Source organism: Demequina capsici (assembly GCF_032102965.1).
GTDB lineage: Bacteria > Actinomycetota > Actinomycetes > Actinomycetales > Demequinaceae > Demequina > Demequina capsici.
In genome coordinates this window covers 1,587,181-1,605,139 of record NZ_CP134880.1, presented here as the reverse complement: position 1 = coordinate 1,605,139, position 17,959 = coordinate 1,587,181, and the positions used below count along the sequence as shown (strand labels likewise).

The window sequence follows — 17,959 nt, the reverse complement described above, 5'->3', positions numbered from 1 at the left end:
TCGGACGCGGGTGTCAGGAGGACGTGATGTCAGAGGAGGTGCACCGCCACTGTGACGCCGGCGATGACGATGGACTCCATCGACATCAACTTCACGAGGATGTTGAGGCCGGGCCCCGAGGTGTCCTTGAAAGGGTCGCCGACGGTGTCGCCGATGACCGCGGCCTTGTGGGCCTCGGAGCCCTTGCCGCCGTGGTTGCCCTGCTCGATGTACTTCTTCGCGTTGTCCCAGGCGCCGCCGGCGTTCGCCATGAACATCGACAGCGAGAAGCCTGTGACCATCGCGCCGATCAGCAGCCCGAGGACGCCGGGAACGCCGAAGATCAGCCCGACGAGCACGGGAGCGGCCAGCGCGAGGATCGCGGGCAGCATCATCTCCTTCTGGGCTGCCTTGGTCGAGATCGAGACGCACCGGGCATAGTCCGGGTCCGTCTCGCCGCTCATGATCCCGGGGATCTCGCGGAACTGGCGACGCACCTCGTCGACCATCTGGCCCGCGGCGCGGCCCACGGCGTTCATCGTGATGCCGGAGAACGCGAACGCGAGCATGGCGCCGATGAACATGCTGACGATGACCTTCGGGTTGATCAGCACCACCTCGAAGCGCGACATCATATCCATGAGGTTGAGGGACTGGAGCTGGTCGATCGCGCCGGCAGCGAGTGAGCTGCCGTCCGGGAAGACGTAGTCGACGCCACGGTCGAGGATGTGCGAGATCCCGATCTTGACCTCCTCGATGTACGAGGCCAGGAGCGCCATGCCGGTGAGAGCGGCGGACCCGATCGCGAAGCCCTTGCCGGTGGCGGCGGTGGTGTTGCCAAGGGAGTCGAGCGCGTCGGTGCGCTGGCGCACCTCTGGCGGCAGGCCCGCCATCTCGGCGTTCCCGCCCGCGTTGTCGGCGATCGGGCCGTAGGCGTCGGTCGCGAGGGTGATGCCGAGGGTCGAAAGCATGCCGACGGCAGCCATGCCGATGCCGTACAGCCCCAGGTTCATGGTGGACGTCGAGTACTCGAAGCCTGATCCGAAGAAGTACGCGAGGGTGGTCCCGAGCACGACTGCGATGACGGGTACCGCGACGGAGAGCATCCCGGAGCCGACTCCCGCGATGATGACGGTGGCGGGGCCGGTCTTGCTGGCTCCCGCGATGGTGCGGGTGGGCCTGTAGCTCTCCGAGGTGAAGTACTCGGCGGCCTGTCCGATCGCGATGCCCGTGAGGAGGCCGACCACGAGCGCGAGCCAGAGGCCCCACAGGTTGGGCATGCCCATCCATGCGAGCAGGCCGAGCGAGAGCGCGGCGATCAGCACGGCGGCGCCGTTGACGCCCCTGGCGAGCGAGCCCAGAAGATCCTTCTGGCTGGCACCCTCCTTGGTGCGCACGAAGAAGACCCCGACGATCGAGAGCAGCGCCCCGAGCGCGCCGATCACCATGGGGGCGATGACGGCGAGCACCTGCGTGCCGGTGTCGCTCGAGTAGTACGCGGCCGCGCCCAGCGCGGCGGACGCCAGGATGACGCCCACGTAGGACTCGTAGAGGTCCGCGCCCATGCCGGCGACGTCGCCGACGTTGTCGCCCACGTTGTCGGCGATCGTCGCCGGGTTGCGCGGGTCGTCCTCGGGGATGCCCGCCTCGATCTTGCCGACCAGGTCGGCGCCGACGTCGGCAGCCTTCGTGAAGATGCCGCCTCCCACGCGGGCGAACAGCGACTGCACCGCGGCGCCCATGCCGAACGTCAGCATCGTGGTCGTGATGACGACGACGTGCTGCGACTGCTCGATGTCGTAGAACTGGGTGAGGACGAAGAACCAGATCGAGATGTCCAGGAGTCCCAGACCGACGACCGTGAGCCCCATGACCGCGCCCGAGCGGAAAGCGACGTTGAGCCCGGCGTTGAGCGAGTGACGCGCCGCGTTGGCGGTGCGGGCCGAGGCGTACGTCGCGGTGCGCATCCCGATGAAGCCCGCGAGGCCGGAGAACAGCCCGCCTGTGAGGAATGCGAACGGCACCCATGGGTTCTGCACGTGCAGACCGTAGGCGAGCACGCAGAACAGGGCGGTGAGGGACGCGAGGACGATGCCCACGACCTTGTACTGCTGCTTCAGGTAGGCGAGGGCGCCGTTGCGGACGTGCAGCGCGATGCGCGCCATCGTCTCCGTGCCTTCGGACTCTTTCATCATGGCGGCGAAGAAGTAGTAGGCGGCGCCTAGCGCCATCACCGATGCGGTGGGCACCAGCCAGAACCAGACGGGCATGGGTTCCTCTCGAACTGTTGGACGGGATCGGCTACTGGCCGAAGGTGGACTGCGCCGAACGCCACCACGCGAAGTGCTCACGCTCAAGGGCATCTCGGCTGGGAAGGGCGAACGTGGTGAGACCGGTGGCGTCGCCGACGTGGAAGCCTCCGCTGACGGTGCGGAACAGCACCTCCTGCGTCATCTGCCTCAGGACGGTCTTGGTCGACTTTCCCGCGTCGTCCGCGAGCTCGACGAGGCAGTCCCGCAGATGCCCGACGTTCGGATACGGGAGATCGTCCGCTCGCCCGTTCACGGGGTCCTGCGCCAGTGCTCCCAAGGTGAGCTCGGCGAACACGATCCTCGGCACGTGGACCGGCTGCGTGTCATCGGTGATGAAGGCGGTGAACGCAGCGGGATCGAGGCTCGACACGACGCGCGGCGATACGGGGCAGAACTCCTGGTACAGGTGCGACCAGCTGTCGGTCTGGGGCTCGTACTCCGTGGGGGACAGGGTGAGGACGCGGCCGTCGTCCGTCGCCAGGTGGAGTGCAGTGATGGCCTCGCGGGGGATGCGCTCGAGCACGCGGTAGATCGCGATGTAGAGCGATCGCTTCGGTCCGCCGTCGGGGTGGGGCACGCACCGTGTGTCGACCTCCGAGAGGTCGAATGCGCCTTCGGGAAGCCTGGCTCTGTCCACCGAGAAGAACACCGCCTGACCGCGCGACCGCTTGGCATTGCCGATCGCGTAGTAGAGGCCGAACTCCTCGGGCGTGAGCATCGAGGCGATGAGCGCCTCGGGGATGAGCGAGAGGTAGAGATTCGTCGTCATCAGTGTTCCTGTCCTCGTTGACTGGAGTGGTGCCTCACCTTCGACGCTAGGCGCGTCACAGGTGGTGTTACCTGGGCCCTTGGTCCTGTGGGGCGTCTGAATCGAGCCTTGTCCGGCATGTTCGGCGCACCGGCCGGTCCCCGACGCCCGTATCCAGTGTGCGCGTTCACACCGCACAGGCGCAGGGGAGGGGTGCGGGTGAGTCCAGGCGGACGGCGAGGTGGTGAACACGGGCCCGATGGCGTGCTATCCTTTTGGTCGCGCTGAGGCGCTCGTAGAGAGCCTCGGTCCACTCGTCCGGGTGGCGGAATTGGCAGACGCGCTAGCTTGAGGTGCTAGTGCCCGTATAGGGCGTGGGGGTTCAAGTCCCCCCTCGGACACCAGCAGAAGGGCCCCTCCTCGGAGGGGCCCTTCGTGGTGTTCGCACGGATAGTCTGGCGCCATGCTCGATGGACCACGCCCTGCGGTCGAGGGACCGCGTCGCTCCCTCTGGGTGGAGACGGCGACCGCGCCCGATCAGGAGCGCCGCCGCCGCGTCCTCGCGGCGGTGCTCTACACGCTGATCTCGGCCGCGCTGGTCCTGACCACCTTGCATGTGAGCGGACAGACCATGTCGTTCGTCGACGAGCCGACTCACGTCGACTACGCGTGGAAGGTCGCGCATGGGGAGGTGCCGCGGCAGGGGAGCACCCTCAGCCCGGAGATCCTCCGACTGTGGGCCTGCGAGGGGCGGAACACGTACGAGCTCCCCGAATGCGGCACGACCCTCGATCCGGCTGACTACCCCTATCGCGGCGAGAACTACAACTTCGGACATCCTCCGACGTACTACCTGCTGACGGGCCTGACCGCACGCGCCATCACCGAGGTCGCGCCGGCGGTCGGCTTCATGTCGGCGGCCAGGGCTCTCGGGATCGTGTGGCTCGCCGCTGGGATGTGGGTGCTCTACGTCGCCCTCAGGCGATGGCGCGTCGACCCCGCGCTCGCGCTTGTCGCGCCCGCGCTGCTGCCCCTCTTCCCACGCATCCTGCACGCCTCGACCACTGTCAACCCCGACGCCCTCGCACCGCTCGCAGGAGCCGCTGCGCTGTGGGCCGCGGCATTGGTGATCGTGGAGGAGGATCGACGATGGTGGATCCCCGCAGTGCTCGCCGCTGTGACGACGAGCGTCAAGGTGATCATGGTGGTCCCGTTCCTCGCGCTCGCCGTGCTGCTGCTGATCAAGGCCGTGCGGCGGGCAGACGCCCCCGCCATCCGACGTCGTTTCGCCACGGCGGCCGTTGCGATCCTGGTGGCCGTGCTGGCGACCTACGTGGTGTGGCAAGGGATCCAGGCCATCCGTGCGAGCGGGTCGTGGACCAACCCCGTGATGGGCCACAACACGGAGGACGTCGAAGGGTTCCCGTTCTCAGAGTGGCTGCCCAGCATGTTCGGCGGTCTCGAGCTCGCGAGCGACTACTACGTCCAGTACCCGCTCGACATCGCCCTGCTGCGAGGGTGGACCGAGGTGCTGAACGCGATCGTGATCGGAGCGGGTTTCGCGGTGGTCGTCGCATTCGTGGACTCCTCGGTCAAGAAGTCACCGGGATGGCTGCTGCTCATCGGAGCGGTGATCTACCCGGTGGCCGTGCAGGTGCAGACCTACCTCGCGAACACCGTTCCTCAGTACTTCCCGCACGTCACCGGCCGCTACGGGCTGTCGCTGATCCCCATCGCCATCGGCTGCATCGCGATGGCGAGCGCGCACGCCGGCTACCGGCGCTTCGTCGGCCTTCTCATCGTGGCCGGATGGATCGTGCTCGCGGTGGACCTGGGCAACGCGTTCCACATGCCGCCCCTCGTGGTCGAGTGACGACTGCGAGGCCGTGGAACGGTCGGCGCTAGGCTGACGGGCATGTCCGACGACTCGCTGATCCAGCTCACGCAGGACCTCATCAGGATCGACACCTCGAACTACGGTGATGCCCCGGGACCGGGTGAGCGCGTCGCCACCGAGTACGTCGCGACCTTCCTGTCCGATCTGGGACTGGAGCCGACGATCCGCGAGGCGGAGCCGGGGCGCACCACCGTGACAGCACTGTGGGAGGGTCGGGACCGCACCAGGCCGCCGCTCGTGCTCCACGGCCACCTGGATGTCGTGCCCGCCTTCCCCGAGGAGTGGACGTATCCGCCGTTCGCCGCAGAGATCCACGATGAGATGATCTGGGGCCGCGGCGCGGTCGACATGAAGGGCATCGCGGCGATGTACCTCGAGGCCGTGAAGCGCATCATCGCCACGGGCGGCAAGCCGGCACGTGACATCGTCATCGCCTTCTTCGCGGACGAGGAGCACGGAGGCAGGCGAGGCGCGTCCTGGATGGTGGACAACCACCCCGACGACTTCCGCGGAGCCACCGAGGCGATCTCTGAGGTCGGCGGCTTCTCGGTGTCCGTCGGAGGGCGTCGCACCTACCTCATCCAGACTGCCGAGAAGGGCATCTCGTGGCTGCGCCTCGTCGGCACGGGCGTCCAGGGGCACGGCAGCCTTGTGCATCATGACAACGCCGTGGCCCACCTGGCCGGTGCCATGAGCCGGATCGGCTCCCACGCCTGGCCGCTCGACATCACGCCCACCTCGGAGGCTCTGCTGCGGGGCGCCGCCGAGCTGCTCGGCCTCGAGTACGAGCCGACGGACGAGCGGATCGCCGAGATCGTCGCGGGTCTCGGGCCTGTGAGCCGAATGATCGAGGCGTCGTTGCGCAACACGTCCAACCCGACGATGCTCGATGCCGGCTACAAGACGAACGTGATCCCCGACGTTGCGACCGGATACATCGACACCCGCTATCTCCCGGGCCAGCAGGAGCAGGTGCTTCGCGAGCTTGAGCAGCTCGCAGGCAGCCACGTGAAGATCGAGCAGTACATCGAGCAGCCCGCGGTCGAGGCGCCGTTCGACACCCCGGTGGTGCACAAGATGATCGCCGCGCTCCGAACGGCTGACCCCGAGGCGATCGCCCTGCCCTACATGATGATGGGCGGCACCGACAACAAGCACCTTGCACGGATCGGCATCAACGGCTACGGGTTCGCGCCGCTCATGCTGCCCGACGGCCTCGACTTCTCCAGCCTTTTCCACGCGATCGACGAGCGGATCCCGATCAGCTCGCTGCGCGTGGGCGCCGACGTGGTGGTGGAGTTCCTGCTGGACTGCTGACGTCGGCCACGCCCCGGGGGAGCGATCAGGCGGCGTCGAAGCGCTCGACGCGCATCGTCCTCCGCTTCAGCCAGACGCGACGACGGCCGCCTATGAACAGCTGCGTGCGTGCCAGCTCCCACTTGCCGTACTCCGCCTGCTCGGTGAGCATCGCGCGCGCGTCCGCCTTCGACACCTCGCGCGGGATGTCGACTACTCGCCACTCGAGGCGCGAGCGCGCGCCGTCCCTCGGCCGTGTCGGCGACACGACATGACCATGATCGCGCTGATTCCTGTTCATCTTCATCCCTCCCATTTCAGCAGAACCGCGGGTACCGTCGTGACCATGAACGAGTCGCGCGAGGCGCTGCGCCGCCTGATGTCCGCATTCGAGGAGCACCTCACGGCCGTCGCAGGGCGTCGTGGCGAGGATGACGTCGCCGTCGATGACGCGTACGACGCACTCGCGGAGGCCTTCGAGTCGTACGAGTCAGCGCTCGACGACGAGTTCGGAGAGTCCCTGCCCGTGGTGCTCGACGACTCCGACGAGCTCGACGCCCACGCCGTCGAGGACGAGGACGAGCTGGACGACGACATCGAGGAGTTCGAACTCCACTGAGACGTCGTCATGGAGCCCTCTACCGGCGCTCCGGGTAGCCCAGGTCGGGTGCCGTGACCTCGTCCAGGGCGTTGATGATGGCGGCGGGAAGCTCGAGATCCGCGGCGCGCAGCGACAGCTCCAGCTGCCGAGCGGTGCGCGCGCCGACGATCGCGGAGGCGATCCACTCCCGTGACAGCACCCACGCGAGCGCGACCTCCTGCGCCGACATCCCCAGGCCATCGGCCGCAGTGGCCAACGCCTCGACCACCGAACGTGAGCGATCGCCCAGGTACGGGTCCACGAAGCCACCGAGGTGCTCGGAAGCGGCGCGGGAGTCGGCGGGCACCGCGTCTCTGTACTTCCCCGTCAGGACGCCCCGTCCGAGCGGAGACCAGGCGAGCACGCCCAGGCCCAGGCTGCGTGCCCCAGGCAGCACCTCCCGCTCGATCCCGCGCTGCAGCAGCGAGTACTCCATCTGCGTGGCGGACAGCGCAGGCCTGCCCGTGGCCTGCGTCGCGATGCGCGCCATCGCCCAGCCGGGATAGTTCGAGACCCCCACGTAGCGGGCTCGCCCCGAGTTCACGGCGATCTCCAATGCGTGGAGAGTCTCATCCGAGCTGGTCACGGCGTCGAAGGCGTGCACGAGCCACAGGTCCACATGATCGGTGCCCATCCGCTCCAGCGACGCGTCGAGAGTGTCGAGCATCGTGTCCCGGGACGCGTCGATGACGCCGCCGGCAGCGGTGCGTCGGATGCCTGCCTTGGTGCAGATCTGAACCTCGGATCGCGATACCGCGCCCTTGATCAGCGCCCCGATCAGGGACTCGGATCCTCCGTCCGCGTAGGTCGCCGCCGTGTCGAGAAGAGTGCCTCCTGCATCGAGGAACATCTCGAGCTGGTCCGCTGCCTCCTCCACGGAGGTGTCCCTGCTCCAGGTCATGGTGCCGAGCCCCAGGCGCGACACGTCGAGACCGCTCGTGCCGACCCTCCTGCGCTGCATGCGGACGACGCTACCGTCCTCCCCACGCGTGCCGGGGACACGACGCGCGGGCGCTAGCCTTGCCGACATGACATGGTGGGAAGCCGCACTGCTCGGCCTGATCCAGGGACTGACCGAGTTCCTCCCGATCTCCTCGAGCGCACACATCCGCGTGATCGGGGAGCTGCTGCCGCACGGCGCGGATCCGGGCGCCGCGTTCACCGCTGTGATCCAGATCGGCACCGAGGCTGCGGTGCTGGTGTACTTCTGGAAGGACATCGTCGCCATCGTCAAGGCGTGGGTGGCGGCGCTGGCAGGCCGCGACGGCAAGGACCGTGGGGCTCGCCTGGGCGCCCACAGTCCCGAGGCGAGGCTCGGGTGGTGGGTGATCATCGGTTCGATCCCCGTGGTCGTCCTGGGCGTGCTCTTCAAGGACGCCATCGAGACCGCGCTGCGGAACCTGTGGATCACGGCAGCGGTGCTGGCCCTGTTCGCCTTGGTGCTGCTGTGGGCCGACAGGATCGGTGCCAAGCGCCGTCACGTCGCCGATCTCAAGGGCAAGGACGCGGTGGCCCTCGGGCTCGCCCAGGCGCTTGCCCTGATCCCTGGAGTGTCCCGATCAGGCGGCACGATCTCGATGGGCCTGCTGCTCGGCCTCACGCGCGAGGCCGCCGCACGCTACTCGTTCCTGCTCGCGATCCCCGCGGTCCTGGGCTCGGGCCTGTTCGAGCTGACGACCAGCTTCGACGGGCTGACCGACGCCTCCGGCCCGGGTCTCGCGGCGACCGCCATCGCGACGCTCATCGCGTTCGTGGTCGGTTACGGCGTCATCGTGTGGTTCCTGCGGCTGGTGACGCACCGTTCGTTCGTGCCGTTCGTGGTCTATCGGATCCTGTTCGCAGGCGCGATCGTGTCGCTGCTCGTCACGGGGACGGTCGCGGCGATCTAGGCGATCGAGGGGACTACTTGCCGGGGCCGTTGTCGCGCCTGCGCAGGAACCGCTCGAACTCGGCGGCGATCGCGTCCCCTGACGCTTCGGGCAGGCTCGCCTCGTCGAGCATGGACTCGAGCCGCTCGACGTGCTGCGCGATCTCCTCGTCCTCCTCCATGAGCTCGTCGGCGCCCCTGGTCCAGGCCTCCGCCTCGTACGGCAGGTCCCCGAGATCGATCGGGGCACCGATGAACCGCTCGATCTGGCTCAGGAGCGCGACCGTGCCCTTGGGGCTTGGCGGATGCGCGACGTAGTGCGGCACTCCCACCCACATGCTGATCACCGTGATGCCGCGGAGCTCCGCCTCGTGGCCGAGGACTCCGAGGATGCCAGTGGGGCCCTCGTAGTCGGACCGCTCGAGATCGAACAGCTCTCGTGCGGTCGTGCTCTCCGAGGACACGAAGGTGGGCAGCGGGCGCGTGTGGGGGACGTCGACGAGCAGCGCTCCGCACGTGATCAGCGTCGTGACGTCGAGGTCCTCCGCGTGGTCCAGGATCTCGTCGCAGAACTGACGCCACCGCATCGACGGCTCGATGCCGCGCACGAGCGCGATCTCACGGTCGCCCCGCCATTCGCCCTGCGCCAATGACACGACGGTTCCCGGCCAGGACAGCACCTTGTCGCCGGACGCGAGACGGGTGAGCGTAGGGCGGCTCACCTGGAAGTCGTGGTAGTCCTCGGGGTCGAGAACGGCGTGCTCCCGCGCATCCCACATGTCCGCAAGATGGTCCAACGCCGCCGATGCAGCCGCCCCCGCGTCGTTCCAGCCTTCGAAGGCGGCGATCATCACTGACTCGTCCTCGGGGAGGTGGGGCACCTCGATCTCCTCGCTCATCCGGCCAGCCTAGACTGGCGTCCGTGAATCCACACGACTCCGACCCGGCCGCCGTCCTGTGGGACATGGACGGCACACTCATCGACTCAGAGCCGTACTGGATCGCCGCCGAGAAGGCGTTGGCGACGCGCTTCGGCGTGGTGTGGACGGATGAGGACGGCTTGGGCCTGGTCGGGCGGTCGCTGCCGGACTCGGCGCAGATCCTCGCGGCTCGGGGAATCGCGCTCGCACCCACCCAGATCATCGACTTCCTCGTCGCGTCGGTCGCCGACGACATGACGCGCCGGGTCCCTTGGCAGGACGACGCTCGGCGGCTCCTCGATGAGGTGGTGTCCGCGGGCATCCCGTGCGCGCTCGTCACGATGTCCTATACACGGCTCGCCGAGGCATTCCAGGCCCGCGTGCCTGAGGCGTTCCAGGTGGTGGTCGCGGGCGACGAGGTCGAGCGGGGCAAGCCCGATCCCGAGGCATACCTGCTCGCCGCGCGCCGCCTCGGCGTCGACATCACGGAGTGCGTCGCGATCGAGGACTCGCGTTCCGGAGTCCGGTCTGCCGCGGCGTCCGGGGCGCACACTCTCGCGGTGCGCAGGCTCACCGCCCTCGAGGAGATCGACGGCGTCAGTCGGGTCCGGTCGTTGGAGAGGGTGGACCTTGGCACGCTGCGCAGCATTCGCGCAGGCGTCGTGATCGACGAGCTCGAGGATGCGGCCGAGCTGAGCTGACACCGCGAGCCTCACACGGTTCGCTCTTCGGTCGATGAGATGCGCAAGTCGCCGTCGATGAGAGGAACCGCCGTGACCCGCACGCTCCACAGGCTGACGATCCAAACGCGCATACTCGCTCTCGTCGCGCTGATCGCCATCGGCATGGTGGCGCTCGTCGCCGTCGGCGCCATGACGCTCAAGACTCGGATCATGACCGAACGGCAGGAGGCCACCCAGCACGTGGTCGAGGTCGCTGCAGGGATCGTCGGGTCGTACGTCGCGCAGGCGCAGGCGGGGACGTTGACCACCGAGCAGGCGCAGCAGGCGGCGCTCGACGCGGTGCGCGGCCTTCGCTACGACGGCGCCGAGTACTTCTGGATCAACGACGAGACGCCGACGATGCTGATGCACCCCGTGAAGCCCGAGCTGGACGGCACGGACGTCAGCGGGATCACCGACTCCGACGGGACCGCCATCTTCGTCGAGTTCGTCCGCGTGGTTCAGGCGGACGGCTCCGGATTCGTGTCGTACATGTGGCCCAAGCCCGGCACCGAGACGGACGCGCCGAAGATCTCCTTCGTCCAGGGCGTGCCGGAGTGGGGATGGGTCATCGGCTCTGGCATCTACGTGGACGATGTCGCCGCGGCAGCGTGGTCCCAGTCGCTCGCGCTCGCAGCGTGGGGCCTCGGCATCCTGGTGCTCGTCGCAGGCATCGCATGGCTGGTGGGGCGTTCCATCGTGCGCGCCGTGGAGGACGCGACGGGGGTGCTCGCCTCGGGTGACATGGACACCCGCCTGCCGGAAGGGCGTCGTAGGACGGAGCTCGAGCTTCTCGCCGTCGCGTTGAACGAGACGCTCGAGCGCGCGGCGTCGGTGGCGCGGGACGTGACCGCGGCGGTCGAGCAGCTCGACGTCTCCGCGACGACGCTGGCGGCCAGCTCGGACGGCATGACGACCGACGTGGACCGCGTGGCGGAGCGCACCGCCGCGGTCTTCGACTCCGCCCAGGAGGTCACGTCGGGGATCGACACGATCGCGGCGGCGACGAATCAGATGGGTGCGTCGATCCGCGAGATCGCCGAGAACGCGCAGCAGGTGGCGCGCATGGCCGCGGAAGCGGTCGAGGCATCCGAGGCGACGAACCGGACGGTGGTGGCCCTGGGCTCGTCGAGTGAGGAGATCGGCGCCGTGGTGAGCGTCATCACGTCCATCGCGGAGCAGACGAATCTGCTCGCGCTCAACGCGACGATCGAGGCGGCCCGGGCAGGTGAGGCGGGCGCAGGGTTCGCAGTGGTGGCGAGCGAGGTCAAGGACCTCGCGCAGGAGACCGCGCGTGCGACCGGTGGGATCTCGGAGCGGGTGCTGGGGATCCAGACGACGGTCGAGCGTGCGACCGAGGAGATCGCGAGGATCGGAGAGATCATCCGCCAGATCTCGGACTTCCAGTCGACGATCGCCGGGGCGGTCGAGGAGCAGACCGCCACGACTTCGGAGATGGCGTCGAGCACCGAGCGGGTCGCGGAGGGCAGCCGCACCATCACGTCCGCGCTGGACGAGGTGGCCAACGCATCTCAGCGCACCTCGGCTGGCATCCGGGAGGTGAGCGTCGCGGCGGTGGCTCTCGCCGACACGTCCCGTCGGCTGCGGGCCGCGGCGGTGGTGTGACGTGGCTGCGAGCTAGACGCCGATGCCAAGAGCGCCCATCGCGCGCTCGGCCGTGAGCTCCGGGGGAGTGCCTCCGAACTCCGGGCACCACGCCTGGAAGCTGCACCAGTCGCACAGCCGGCTCCTCTGCGGGGCGAAGTCAGCGGCACGGGCGCAGGCGGTGATCTCGTGCCATAGATCACGGATCTCCGATTCGACGTTCGCGATGTCCTCATCGGAAGGGCGCAGCACCAATGTGCCTCCGTCCTTGAGGAACAGCAGCTGCAGCAGCGCCGGCCGCCGTCCTTGCAGCCGTTCGATCAGCAGCGCGTAGAAGCGCATCTGAAACCGCTCCTTGGTTCCGTACCGCGGGTGCGGGGTCTTGCCGGTCTTGTAGTCCGACAGCCGTACCGAGCCGTCCGGCGCCGTCTCGACCCGGTCGATGATGCCTCGCAGCAGCGGACCGTCCGGCAGCTGGAGCTCGACGAACTGCTCCCGGCCGGAAGGCTCGAGCCGGGTGGGGTTCTCCATGGTGAAGTACGTGCGCAGGCGTCCCCTCGCGTCCTCGAGCCAGGAGGCGAGCGCGGCATCGTTCTCGTGGAGGTCGGCCAGCGCGGGATCACGCTCAAGCATGCGCTGCCAGCGTGGCGCGACGGCGCCCAGCGCGGCCGTCTCCGTGCGCTCTGACGCGGGGAGCTCGAACAGGTCCTCGAGCACCGCGTGCACGAGCGTGCCGAGCGTCGCGGCCGCGGAGGGAGGCTCCGGGATCCTGTCGATCGTCCGCAGGCGGAACATCAGCGGGCACTGGCGGAAGTCGCTCGCCCGCGAGGGCGACAGGGCAGGGGGTCGAGGCATGCCGCCACCCTACGCGGACCGTCCGACACCCCGGCGTGCGGGCGTGAGCGTTTCGAGCGCTTACCGTTGACCCATGTCGTCCCAGCCCCGCCCCACCAAGGGCCTCTCCGTCGGAACCCTCGTCGGTGCGCGGATCATCGTGCAGCCGTCCACAGTGCTGATGCTGGTGGTGCTCGCCTTCCTCTTCGCCTCGGGATCCGGCGACATCACCGGAGCCACCTTCGTCCTCGGGCTCTCGCTCGCCGTGATCCTCTTCGTCTCGGTGTTCCTGCACGAGGCCGCTCACGCCCTGACCGCGCGCGCCTTCGGGCGACGCGTCGACGAGATCGTGCTGACGCTGTGGGGAGGCCACACGTCGTTCGACGCGCGGGAGCTGACACCCCGCGTGGCAGGCGTCACGGCGGTGGCCGGTCCCGCCGCCAACCTGCTGCTTGGGCTGGCCATCCTCGCGCTCAGCTCGGCGCATGTGCTCGACGGGCTCCCTGGGCGGATCCTGTCCTGGGCCGGGTACTCGAACCTGCTTCTCGCGGCCTTCAACATCCTCCCCGGCATCCCGATGGACGGTGGTCGCGCGCTCGAATCGCTCGTCTGGGCCGTCACGGGGCGCAGGCACACGGGAATGCTCGTGGCCGCCTGGGGCGGGCGCGTGGTCGCCGTGGGCGTCGTGGTGTGGGTCGTCGGGCAGCCGCTCGTCAACGGGGGGCAGCCGGATCTGTTCTCCATCATGTGGGCGGTGCTGCTCTTCAGCATCCTGTGGCCGTCCGCGTCCGCCGCGCTCAAGCACTCCCAGACCGTGGGGCGTCGTGCCGGGCTGTCCGCGACGAGCCTGATGAGCCTCGCCGTGCCGGTGAGGTACGACGTGACGGTGGCCGACGCGATCGCCGCCGCGCAGTCCTGCGGCGCGACAGAGGTCGTCGTGCTCGCGGCGGATGGAGCAGCCGCAGGGCGCTTCGGGCTCGACGTCGCGCTCACGGTCCCCGAGGACAGACGCGCCACGACGGGCCTCCAGGCGGTGACCATGCCCCTTCCGAGAGGAGCCGTCGTGGACGCCCGCAGCGACGCCGAGGAGCTCGTGGGGGAGCTCCGGGAGTGGTGGGGCCGCACCGACGCGTGGGTCGTCGTGCGGGAAGGGGAGCCTGTCGGCGTGCTGCGGCTCCTCGATGCCATGAACGCGCTCCGCTAGCGGCCCCTAGGATTGGCGCATGAACCCAGAGACCTCAGAACCCGTCGGCGCGCCCGAGCGCCGGGGCCCGCTGCGCGACGGCGACCGTGTGCAGCTCACCGACCCCAAGGGTCGGCACCACACGATCATCCTGGGCACGGGCAAGGTCTTCCACACGCATCGCGGCCACTTCGCGCACGACGACCTCATCGGTCAGCCGGAGGGCACCGTGGTCACGACGAGCGCAGGCACCGCCTACCTGGCGCTGCGCCCGCTGCTCAGCGACTTCGTGCTCTCCATGCCCCGTGGCGCCGCGGTGATCTACCCGAAGGACGCGGGGCAGATCATCCAGTACGCCGACATCTACCCCGGTGCGCGCGTGGTCGAGGCCGGCGTCGGCTCCGGGGCCCTCACGATGTCGCTGCTGCGCGCCGTGGGCGACCACGGGTCGCTGATCTCGATCGAGCGCCGCGAGGACTTCGCGGACATCGCCCGCGCCAACGTCGAGTCGTTCTTCGGCGGGCAGCACCCGGCGTGGCGACTCGAGATCGGCGACTTCGCGGATCGGATCGCCGAGGTCGCCGACCGGGGCACGGTCGACCGGATCGTGCTCGACATGCTCGCCCCGTGGGAGAACATCGAGGCGGCGGCCGACGCGCTCGCGCCAGGCGGCCTGCTGCTCGCGTACGTGGCCACCACCACGCAGCTGTCGCGCCTCGCCGAGGAGCTGCGGGAGCACGGCTCGTTCACGGAGCCGCAGGCGTGGGAGACGATGATGCGGACGTGGCACCTCGAGGGCCTCGCGGTGCGACCCGATCACCGCATGATCGGCCACACCGGATTCCTGCTGACGACCAGGCGCATGGCGCCAGGCGTCGAGGCGCCCCTGCGGCATCGTCGGCCCGCGAAGGGCTCGTACCCCGTCGACGAGGAATGGACGCCTGAGGACCTCGGCGAACGCGCGGTGTCCGACAAGAAGGTGCGCAAGGTGCGTCGGGACGCCGTGAAGGCCGCTCCGGACGCGATGGAGGAGGAGTGATGGTGCTGGACGGCCAGGACCGGACCGCGGCGCTCGAGCGTCGCAACGCCGAGTTGCAGCGGCTGCTCGAGCTCGCCCGCGAGCAGCTGGGGGAGATGCGCGAGAAGCTCGCGGAGGCGTCGATGCCCCCGCAGACCTTCGCCACGTTCGTCCAGTGGGTCGACGGGCACGCGGACATCGTGTCCCAGGGCCGACGGATGCGTGTCGCCGTGCTCCCGGGCGCGGACCTCGCGCTCGCGCCCGGCGACGAGGTGCTGCTGAACGGCATGAGCGTCGTGGTGGGCAAGGCGGAGCCCGAGCGGACAGGTCAGGCGGCCATCGTCCGTGAGGTGATCGACGACGAGCGACTGCTGGTGGTCCAGCGTGGCGAGGACGAGCGCGTCGCGATGCTCATCGGAGGCGACGCCCACGTGCGTGTCCACGAGGGCGACACCGTCATCATCGACCCGCGCACAGGGTTCGCCTCCGAACGCGTCGAGCGCACCGGGGTCGAGGCGCTGCTGCTCGAGGAGGTGCCCGACGTGGACTACGCGTCCATCGGAGGTCTCACGGGGCAGATCGAGCGCATCCGCGATGCCATCGAGCTCCCGATCGTGCATCCGGAGCTGTACCGCGAGCACCACCTGCAGCCGCCGCGCGGCATGCTGCTGTACGGCCCCCCGGGCTGCGGCAAGACGCTCATCGCGAAGGCGGTCGCGCACTCCCTTGCCGACGCCGTCGGCGCCGACCGCAGCTACTTCCTGTCGGTCAAGGGTCCCGAGCTGCTGAACAAGTACGTGGGCGAGACCGAACGGTACATCCGCACCATCTTCGAGCGCGCGCGTGCCAAGGCCCACTCGGGTGCGCCCGTCGTCGTCTTCTTCGACGAGATGGATGCGCTGTTCCGGGCGCGTGGATCCGGCGTCAGCTCCGACATGGAGACGACGATCGTGCCCCAGCTGCTCACCGAGCTCGACGGTGTCGAGGCGCTCAGCAACGTGATCGTCATCGGCGCCTCCAACCGCGAGGACATGATCGACCCGGCGATCCTGCGACCGGGCCGCCTCGACGTGAAGATCGCGATCTCGCGTCCCGACCGTCGCTCCGCGGCGGACATCTTCTCCAAGTACCTCACCGAGACGCTTCCGCTCGCACCGGGGGACCTCGAGGCGCACGGAGGCGACGTCCACGCCACCCTGAAGGCCATGATCGACGCCGCGGTCGAGCGGCTGTTCAGCCACGGCGACGCGGACCAGCACGCCTCCGGCGCCATGGTCCGCAACATCGTCGACCGCGCCAAGACCGCGGCCATCAAGACCGTCATCTCGGGCGGGGAGAAGGGCATCTCCACCGCGCACCTGCAGGCCGCGGCCGACCAGGAGCTGGTCGAGGCGCGCGCCGTCGCCGCGCGGGAGCTCATCTGACATGCGGATCGTCGGCCTGGAGACCGAGTACGGCATCGCTGACCCTGACCGTCCGGGAGCGAACCCCATCCTCATGTCGTCCCGCCTGGTGTCCGCCTGCCGCGACGCCCTCGGCGGCCTGACAGCGCGCTGGGACTATGGCGGCGAGGACCCGTTGCAGGACCAGCGTGGCATGCGGCGCGAGCGTCGATACGCCACCGGGGACCTGTTGACGGACTCCCCGGAGTACGACGAGGCGGCGCGCGGAGTCACGTTGCGACGCCGCCGCGGATCGTGGGAGGACCCCGCGCACCTCAACGCCGTCCTGCCCAACGGCGCGCGCTTCTACGTGGACCACGCCCACCCCGAGTACTCCGGACCGGAGGTGCGCTCCGCTCGCGACGCGGTCCGCTGGGATGCCGCCGGAGACGTCATCGCGCTCAACGCCGCGCAGCGCTACCAGGAGATCGAGGGCGAGCGGGTCGCTCTGTACAAGAACAACGTCGACGGCAAGGGCGCGAGCTATGGCACGCACGAGAACTACCTGATCCGACGCGATCTCGACTTCGATGCCCTCGCAGTCGCGCTCATCCCGCACCTGGTCACCCGCCAGATCTACACCGGCTCCGGTCGTGTGGGGCTGGGCCTGCACGGTGAGACGCCGGGCTTCCAGCTGTCCCAGCGCGCCGACTACATCGAGACCGAGGTGGGCCTCGAGACCACCCTGCGTCGCCCCATCGTCAACACCCGCGATGAGCCGCACGCGCTCCGCAAGCGGTGGCGTCGTCTCCACATCATCATCGGCGACGCGAACTGCCTCGAGGTGCCGACGCTGCTGAAGCTCGGCACGACCTCGCTGATCCTCGCGGCCATCGAGGCGGGCGACGAGCGCCTCGAGGCGCTCGAGCTGGTGGAGCCCGTGTCGGACGTCCGCACGGTGTCGCGCGATCTCGCCCTCACCGCGAGGCTCCGCCTGCGGTCAGGGGAGGAGGCGACGGCGCTCGAGATCCAGCGCGCGCTGCTCGAGATCGGGCGCACGTACGCCGCGGACGCTGCCGACGCCGAGGTCGTCGCGCGGTGGGAAGGCGTGCTCGACCGGCTCGGACGCGACGTCTCCGAGGCCGCTCGCGAGGTCGAGTGGGTGGCGAAGCTTCAGCTGCTCGGCCGCATGCGGTCCAAGAACGCGGGGCCCGGCGGGGAACCGCTCGCGTGGGACGACGCACGGCTTGCCGCGATGGACCTGCAATGGTCGAGGCTCGGCGACGGGCTCGCATGGCGTCTCGCCAGCGCGGGCGCGGCGGACCGCCTCACGACCGACGACGAGGTGGCCCAGGCCGTCGCCCAGGCGCCCACGGACACGCGTGCCAGGCTGCGCGGCGCCTCCGTCGTGAGCCGGTCCGACATCGTCGACGCGGCAGGGTGGTCCACCGTGGTCCTCGATCGGGACACGCGGCACGGCAACCTCGAGGTGGTGCATCTGGACGACCCGCACGAGTCCACCAATGCCCTCCTGGACTCCTTGATCGGCGGATAGA

16 protein-coding genes and 1 tRNA gene are annotated in these 17,959 nt (G+C 69.2%); 11 read left to right on the top strand and 6 right to left on the bottom strand.

Translation table 11 applies throughout. From position 1 onward, the window contains the following. Positions 1-29: 29 nt before the first annotated feature. Positions 30-2,249, bottom strand: coding sequence for a sodium-translocating pyrophosphatase (locus tag RN607_RS07700; RefSeq protein WP_313495934.1), 2,220 nt, complete (start codon positions 2,247-2,249; stop codon positions 30-32). 31 nt (positions 2,250-2,280) lie between these two features. Next, positions 2,281-3,060, bottom strand: coding sequence for a hypothetical protein (locus tag RN607_RS07695; RefSeq protein WP_313541609.1), 780 nt, complete (start codon positions 3,058-3,060; stop codon positions 2,281-2,283). Between the two features lie 295 nt (positions 3,061-3,355). Here RN607_RS07695 and RN607_RS07690 point away from each other — a divergent pair. The 3 genes from RN607_RS07690 (at position 3,356) to RN607_RS07680 (ending at position 6,253) form a co-directional block, all read left to right on the top strand. Continuing rightward, a tRNA-Leu gene (locus RN607_RS07690) sits at positions 3,356-3,443 on the top strand. A gap of 59 nt (positions 3,444-3,502) precedes the next feature. Further along, entirely contained in the window at positions 3,503-4,912 is a 1,410-nt protein-coding gene (locus RN607_RS07685) for a glycosyltransferase family protein (RefSeq protein ID WP_313541606.1), read from the top strand. 42 nt (positions 4,913-4,954) lie between these two features. Next, the gene (locus RN607_RS07680) at positions 4,955-6,253 is read left to right on the top strand and encodes a M20/M25/M40 family metallo-hydrolase (RefSeq protein WP_313541603.1); all 1,299 of its coding nucleotides are present in this window, start codon (positions 4,955-4,957) and stop codon (positions 6,251-6,253) included. A 25-nt stretch (positions 6,254-6,278) separates the two neighbouring features. On the opposite strand, the gene RN607_RS07675 is transcribed toward RN607_RS07680, so the two are convergent. Continuing rightward, positions 6,279-6,500 (bottom strand): DUF5703 family protein, encoded by a 222-nt coding sequence (locus RN607_RS07675; protein ID WP_313541600.1) that lies wholly within the window; start codon positions 6,498-6,500, stop codon positions 6,279-6,281. A gap of 78 nt (positions 6,501-6,578) precedes the next feature. On the opposite strand from RN607_RS07675, the gene RN607_RS07670 reads away from it, so the two are divergent. After that, positions 6,579-6,851, top strand: coding sequence for a primosomal protein (locus tag RN607_RS07670; RefSeq protein ID WP_313495921.1), 273 nt, complete (start codon positions 6,579-6,581; stop codon positions 6,849-6,851). A gap of 19 nt (positions 6,852-6,870) precedes the next feature. Here RN607_RS07670 and RN607_RS07665 read toward each other — a convergent pair whose 3' ends face one another. Next, a complete protein-coding gene (locus tag RN607_RS07665; protein WP_313541597.1) occupies positions 6,871-7,833 on the bottom strand; it encodes an aldo/keto reductase in 963 nt (320 codons plus the stop codon). Between the two features lie 67 nt (positions 7,834-7,900). On the opposite strand from RN607_RS07665, the gene RN607_RS07660 reads away from it, so the two are divergent. Beyond that, positions 7,901-8,761 carry an undecaprenyl-diphosphate phosphatase gene (locus RN607_RS07660; protein ID WP_313495916.1) on the top strand — a complete coding sequence of 287 codons (861 nt, stop codon included), beginning with the start codon at positions 7,901-7,903 and terminating at the stop codon, positions 8,759-8,761. A gap of 13 nt (positions 8,762-8,774) precedes the next feature. Here the strand turns inward: RN607_RS07660 and RN607_RS07655 are convergent, their stop codons facing one another. Next, positions 8,775-9,638 (bottom strand): PAC2 family protein, encoded by an 864-nt coding sequence (locus RN607_RS07655; RefSeq protein WP_313495913.1) that lies wholly within the window; start codon positions 9,636-9,638, stop codon positions 8,775-8,777. A 23-nt stretch (positions 9,639-9,661) separates the two neighbouring features. On the opposite strand from RN607_RS07655, the gene RN607_RS07650 reads away from it, so the two are divergent. Beyond that, on the top strand, positions 9,662-10,360 hold the full coding sequence (locus tag RN607_RS07650; RefSeq protein ID WP_313541595.1) for an HAD family hydrolase: 699 nt from the start codon (positions 9,662-9,664) through the stop codon (positions 10,358-10,360). Between the two features lie 72 nt (positions 10,361-10,432). Beyond that, the gene (locus RN607_RS07645; protein ID WP_313541593.1) at positions 10,433-12,007 is read left to right on the top strand and encodes a cache domain-containing protein; all 1,575 of its coding nucleotides are present in this window, start codon (positions 10,433-10,435) and stop codon (positions 12,005-12,007) included. A 12-nt stretch (positions 12,008-12,019) separates the two neighbouring features. Here RN607_RS07645 and RN607_RS07640 read toward each other — a convergent pair whose 3' ends face one another. Continuing rightward, positions 12,020-12,841, bottom strand: coding sequence for a RecB family exonuclease (locus RN607_RS07640; protein ID WP_313541591.1), 822 nt, complete (start codon positions 12,839-12,841; stop codon positions 12,020-12,022). A gap of 73 nt (positions 12,842-12,914) precedes the next feature. Here RN607_RS07640 and RN607_RS07635 point away from each other — a divergent pair, with 73 nt between their 5' ends. From RN607_RS07635 to dop, 4 genes are read left to right on the top strand one after another with little or no spacing between them, the layout of a single operon-like run. Beyond that, a complete protein-coding gene (locus tag RN607_RS07635) occupies positions 12,915-14,024 on the top strand; it encodes a M50 family metallopeptidase (RefSeq protein WP_313541589.1) in 1,110 nt (369 codons plus the stop codon). A 19-nt stretch (positions 14,025-14,043) separates the two neighbouring features. After that, on the top strand, positions 14,044-15,042 hold the full coding sequence (locus tag RN607_RS07630; protein WP_313541587.1) for a tRNA (adenine-N1)-methyltransferase: 999 nt from the start codon (positions 14,044-14,046) through the stop codon (positions 15,040-15,042). After that, positions 15,042-16,445 carry a proteasome ATPase gene (arc, locus tag RN607_RS07625; RefSeq protein ID WP_313541584.1) on the top strand — a complete coding sequence of 468 codons (1,404 nt, stop codon included), beginning with the start codon at positions 15,042-15,044 and terminating at the stop codon, positions 16,443-16,445. Before RN607_RS07630 ends, arc begins: the two co-directional genes overlap by 1 nt. A 1-nt stretch (position 16,446) precedes the next feature. Continuing rightward, positions 16,447-17,958 carry a depupylase/deamidase Dop gene (dop, locus tag RN607_RS07620; RefSeq protein ID WP_313541581.1) on the top strand — a complete coding sequence of 504 codons (1,512 nt, stop codon included), beginning with the start codon at positions 16,447-16,449 and terminating at the stop codon, positions 17,956-17,958. Position 17,959: the final 1 nt, after the last annotated feature.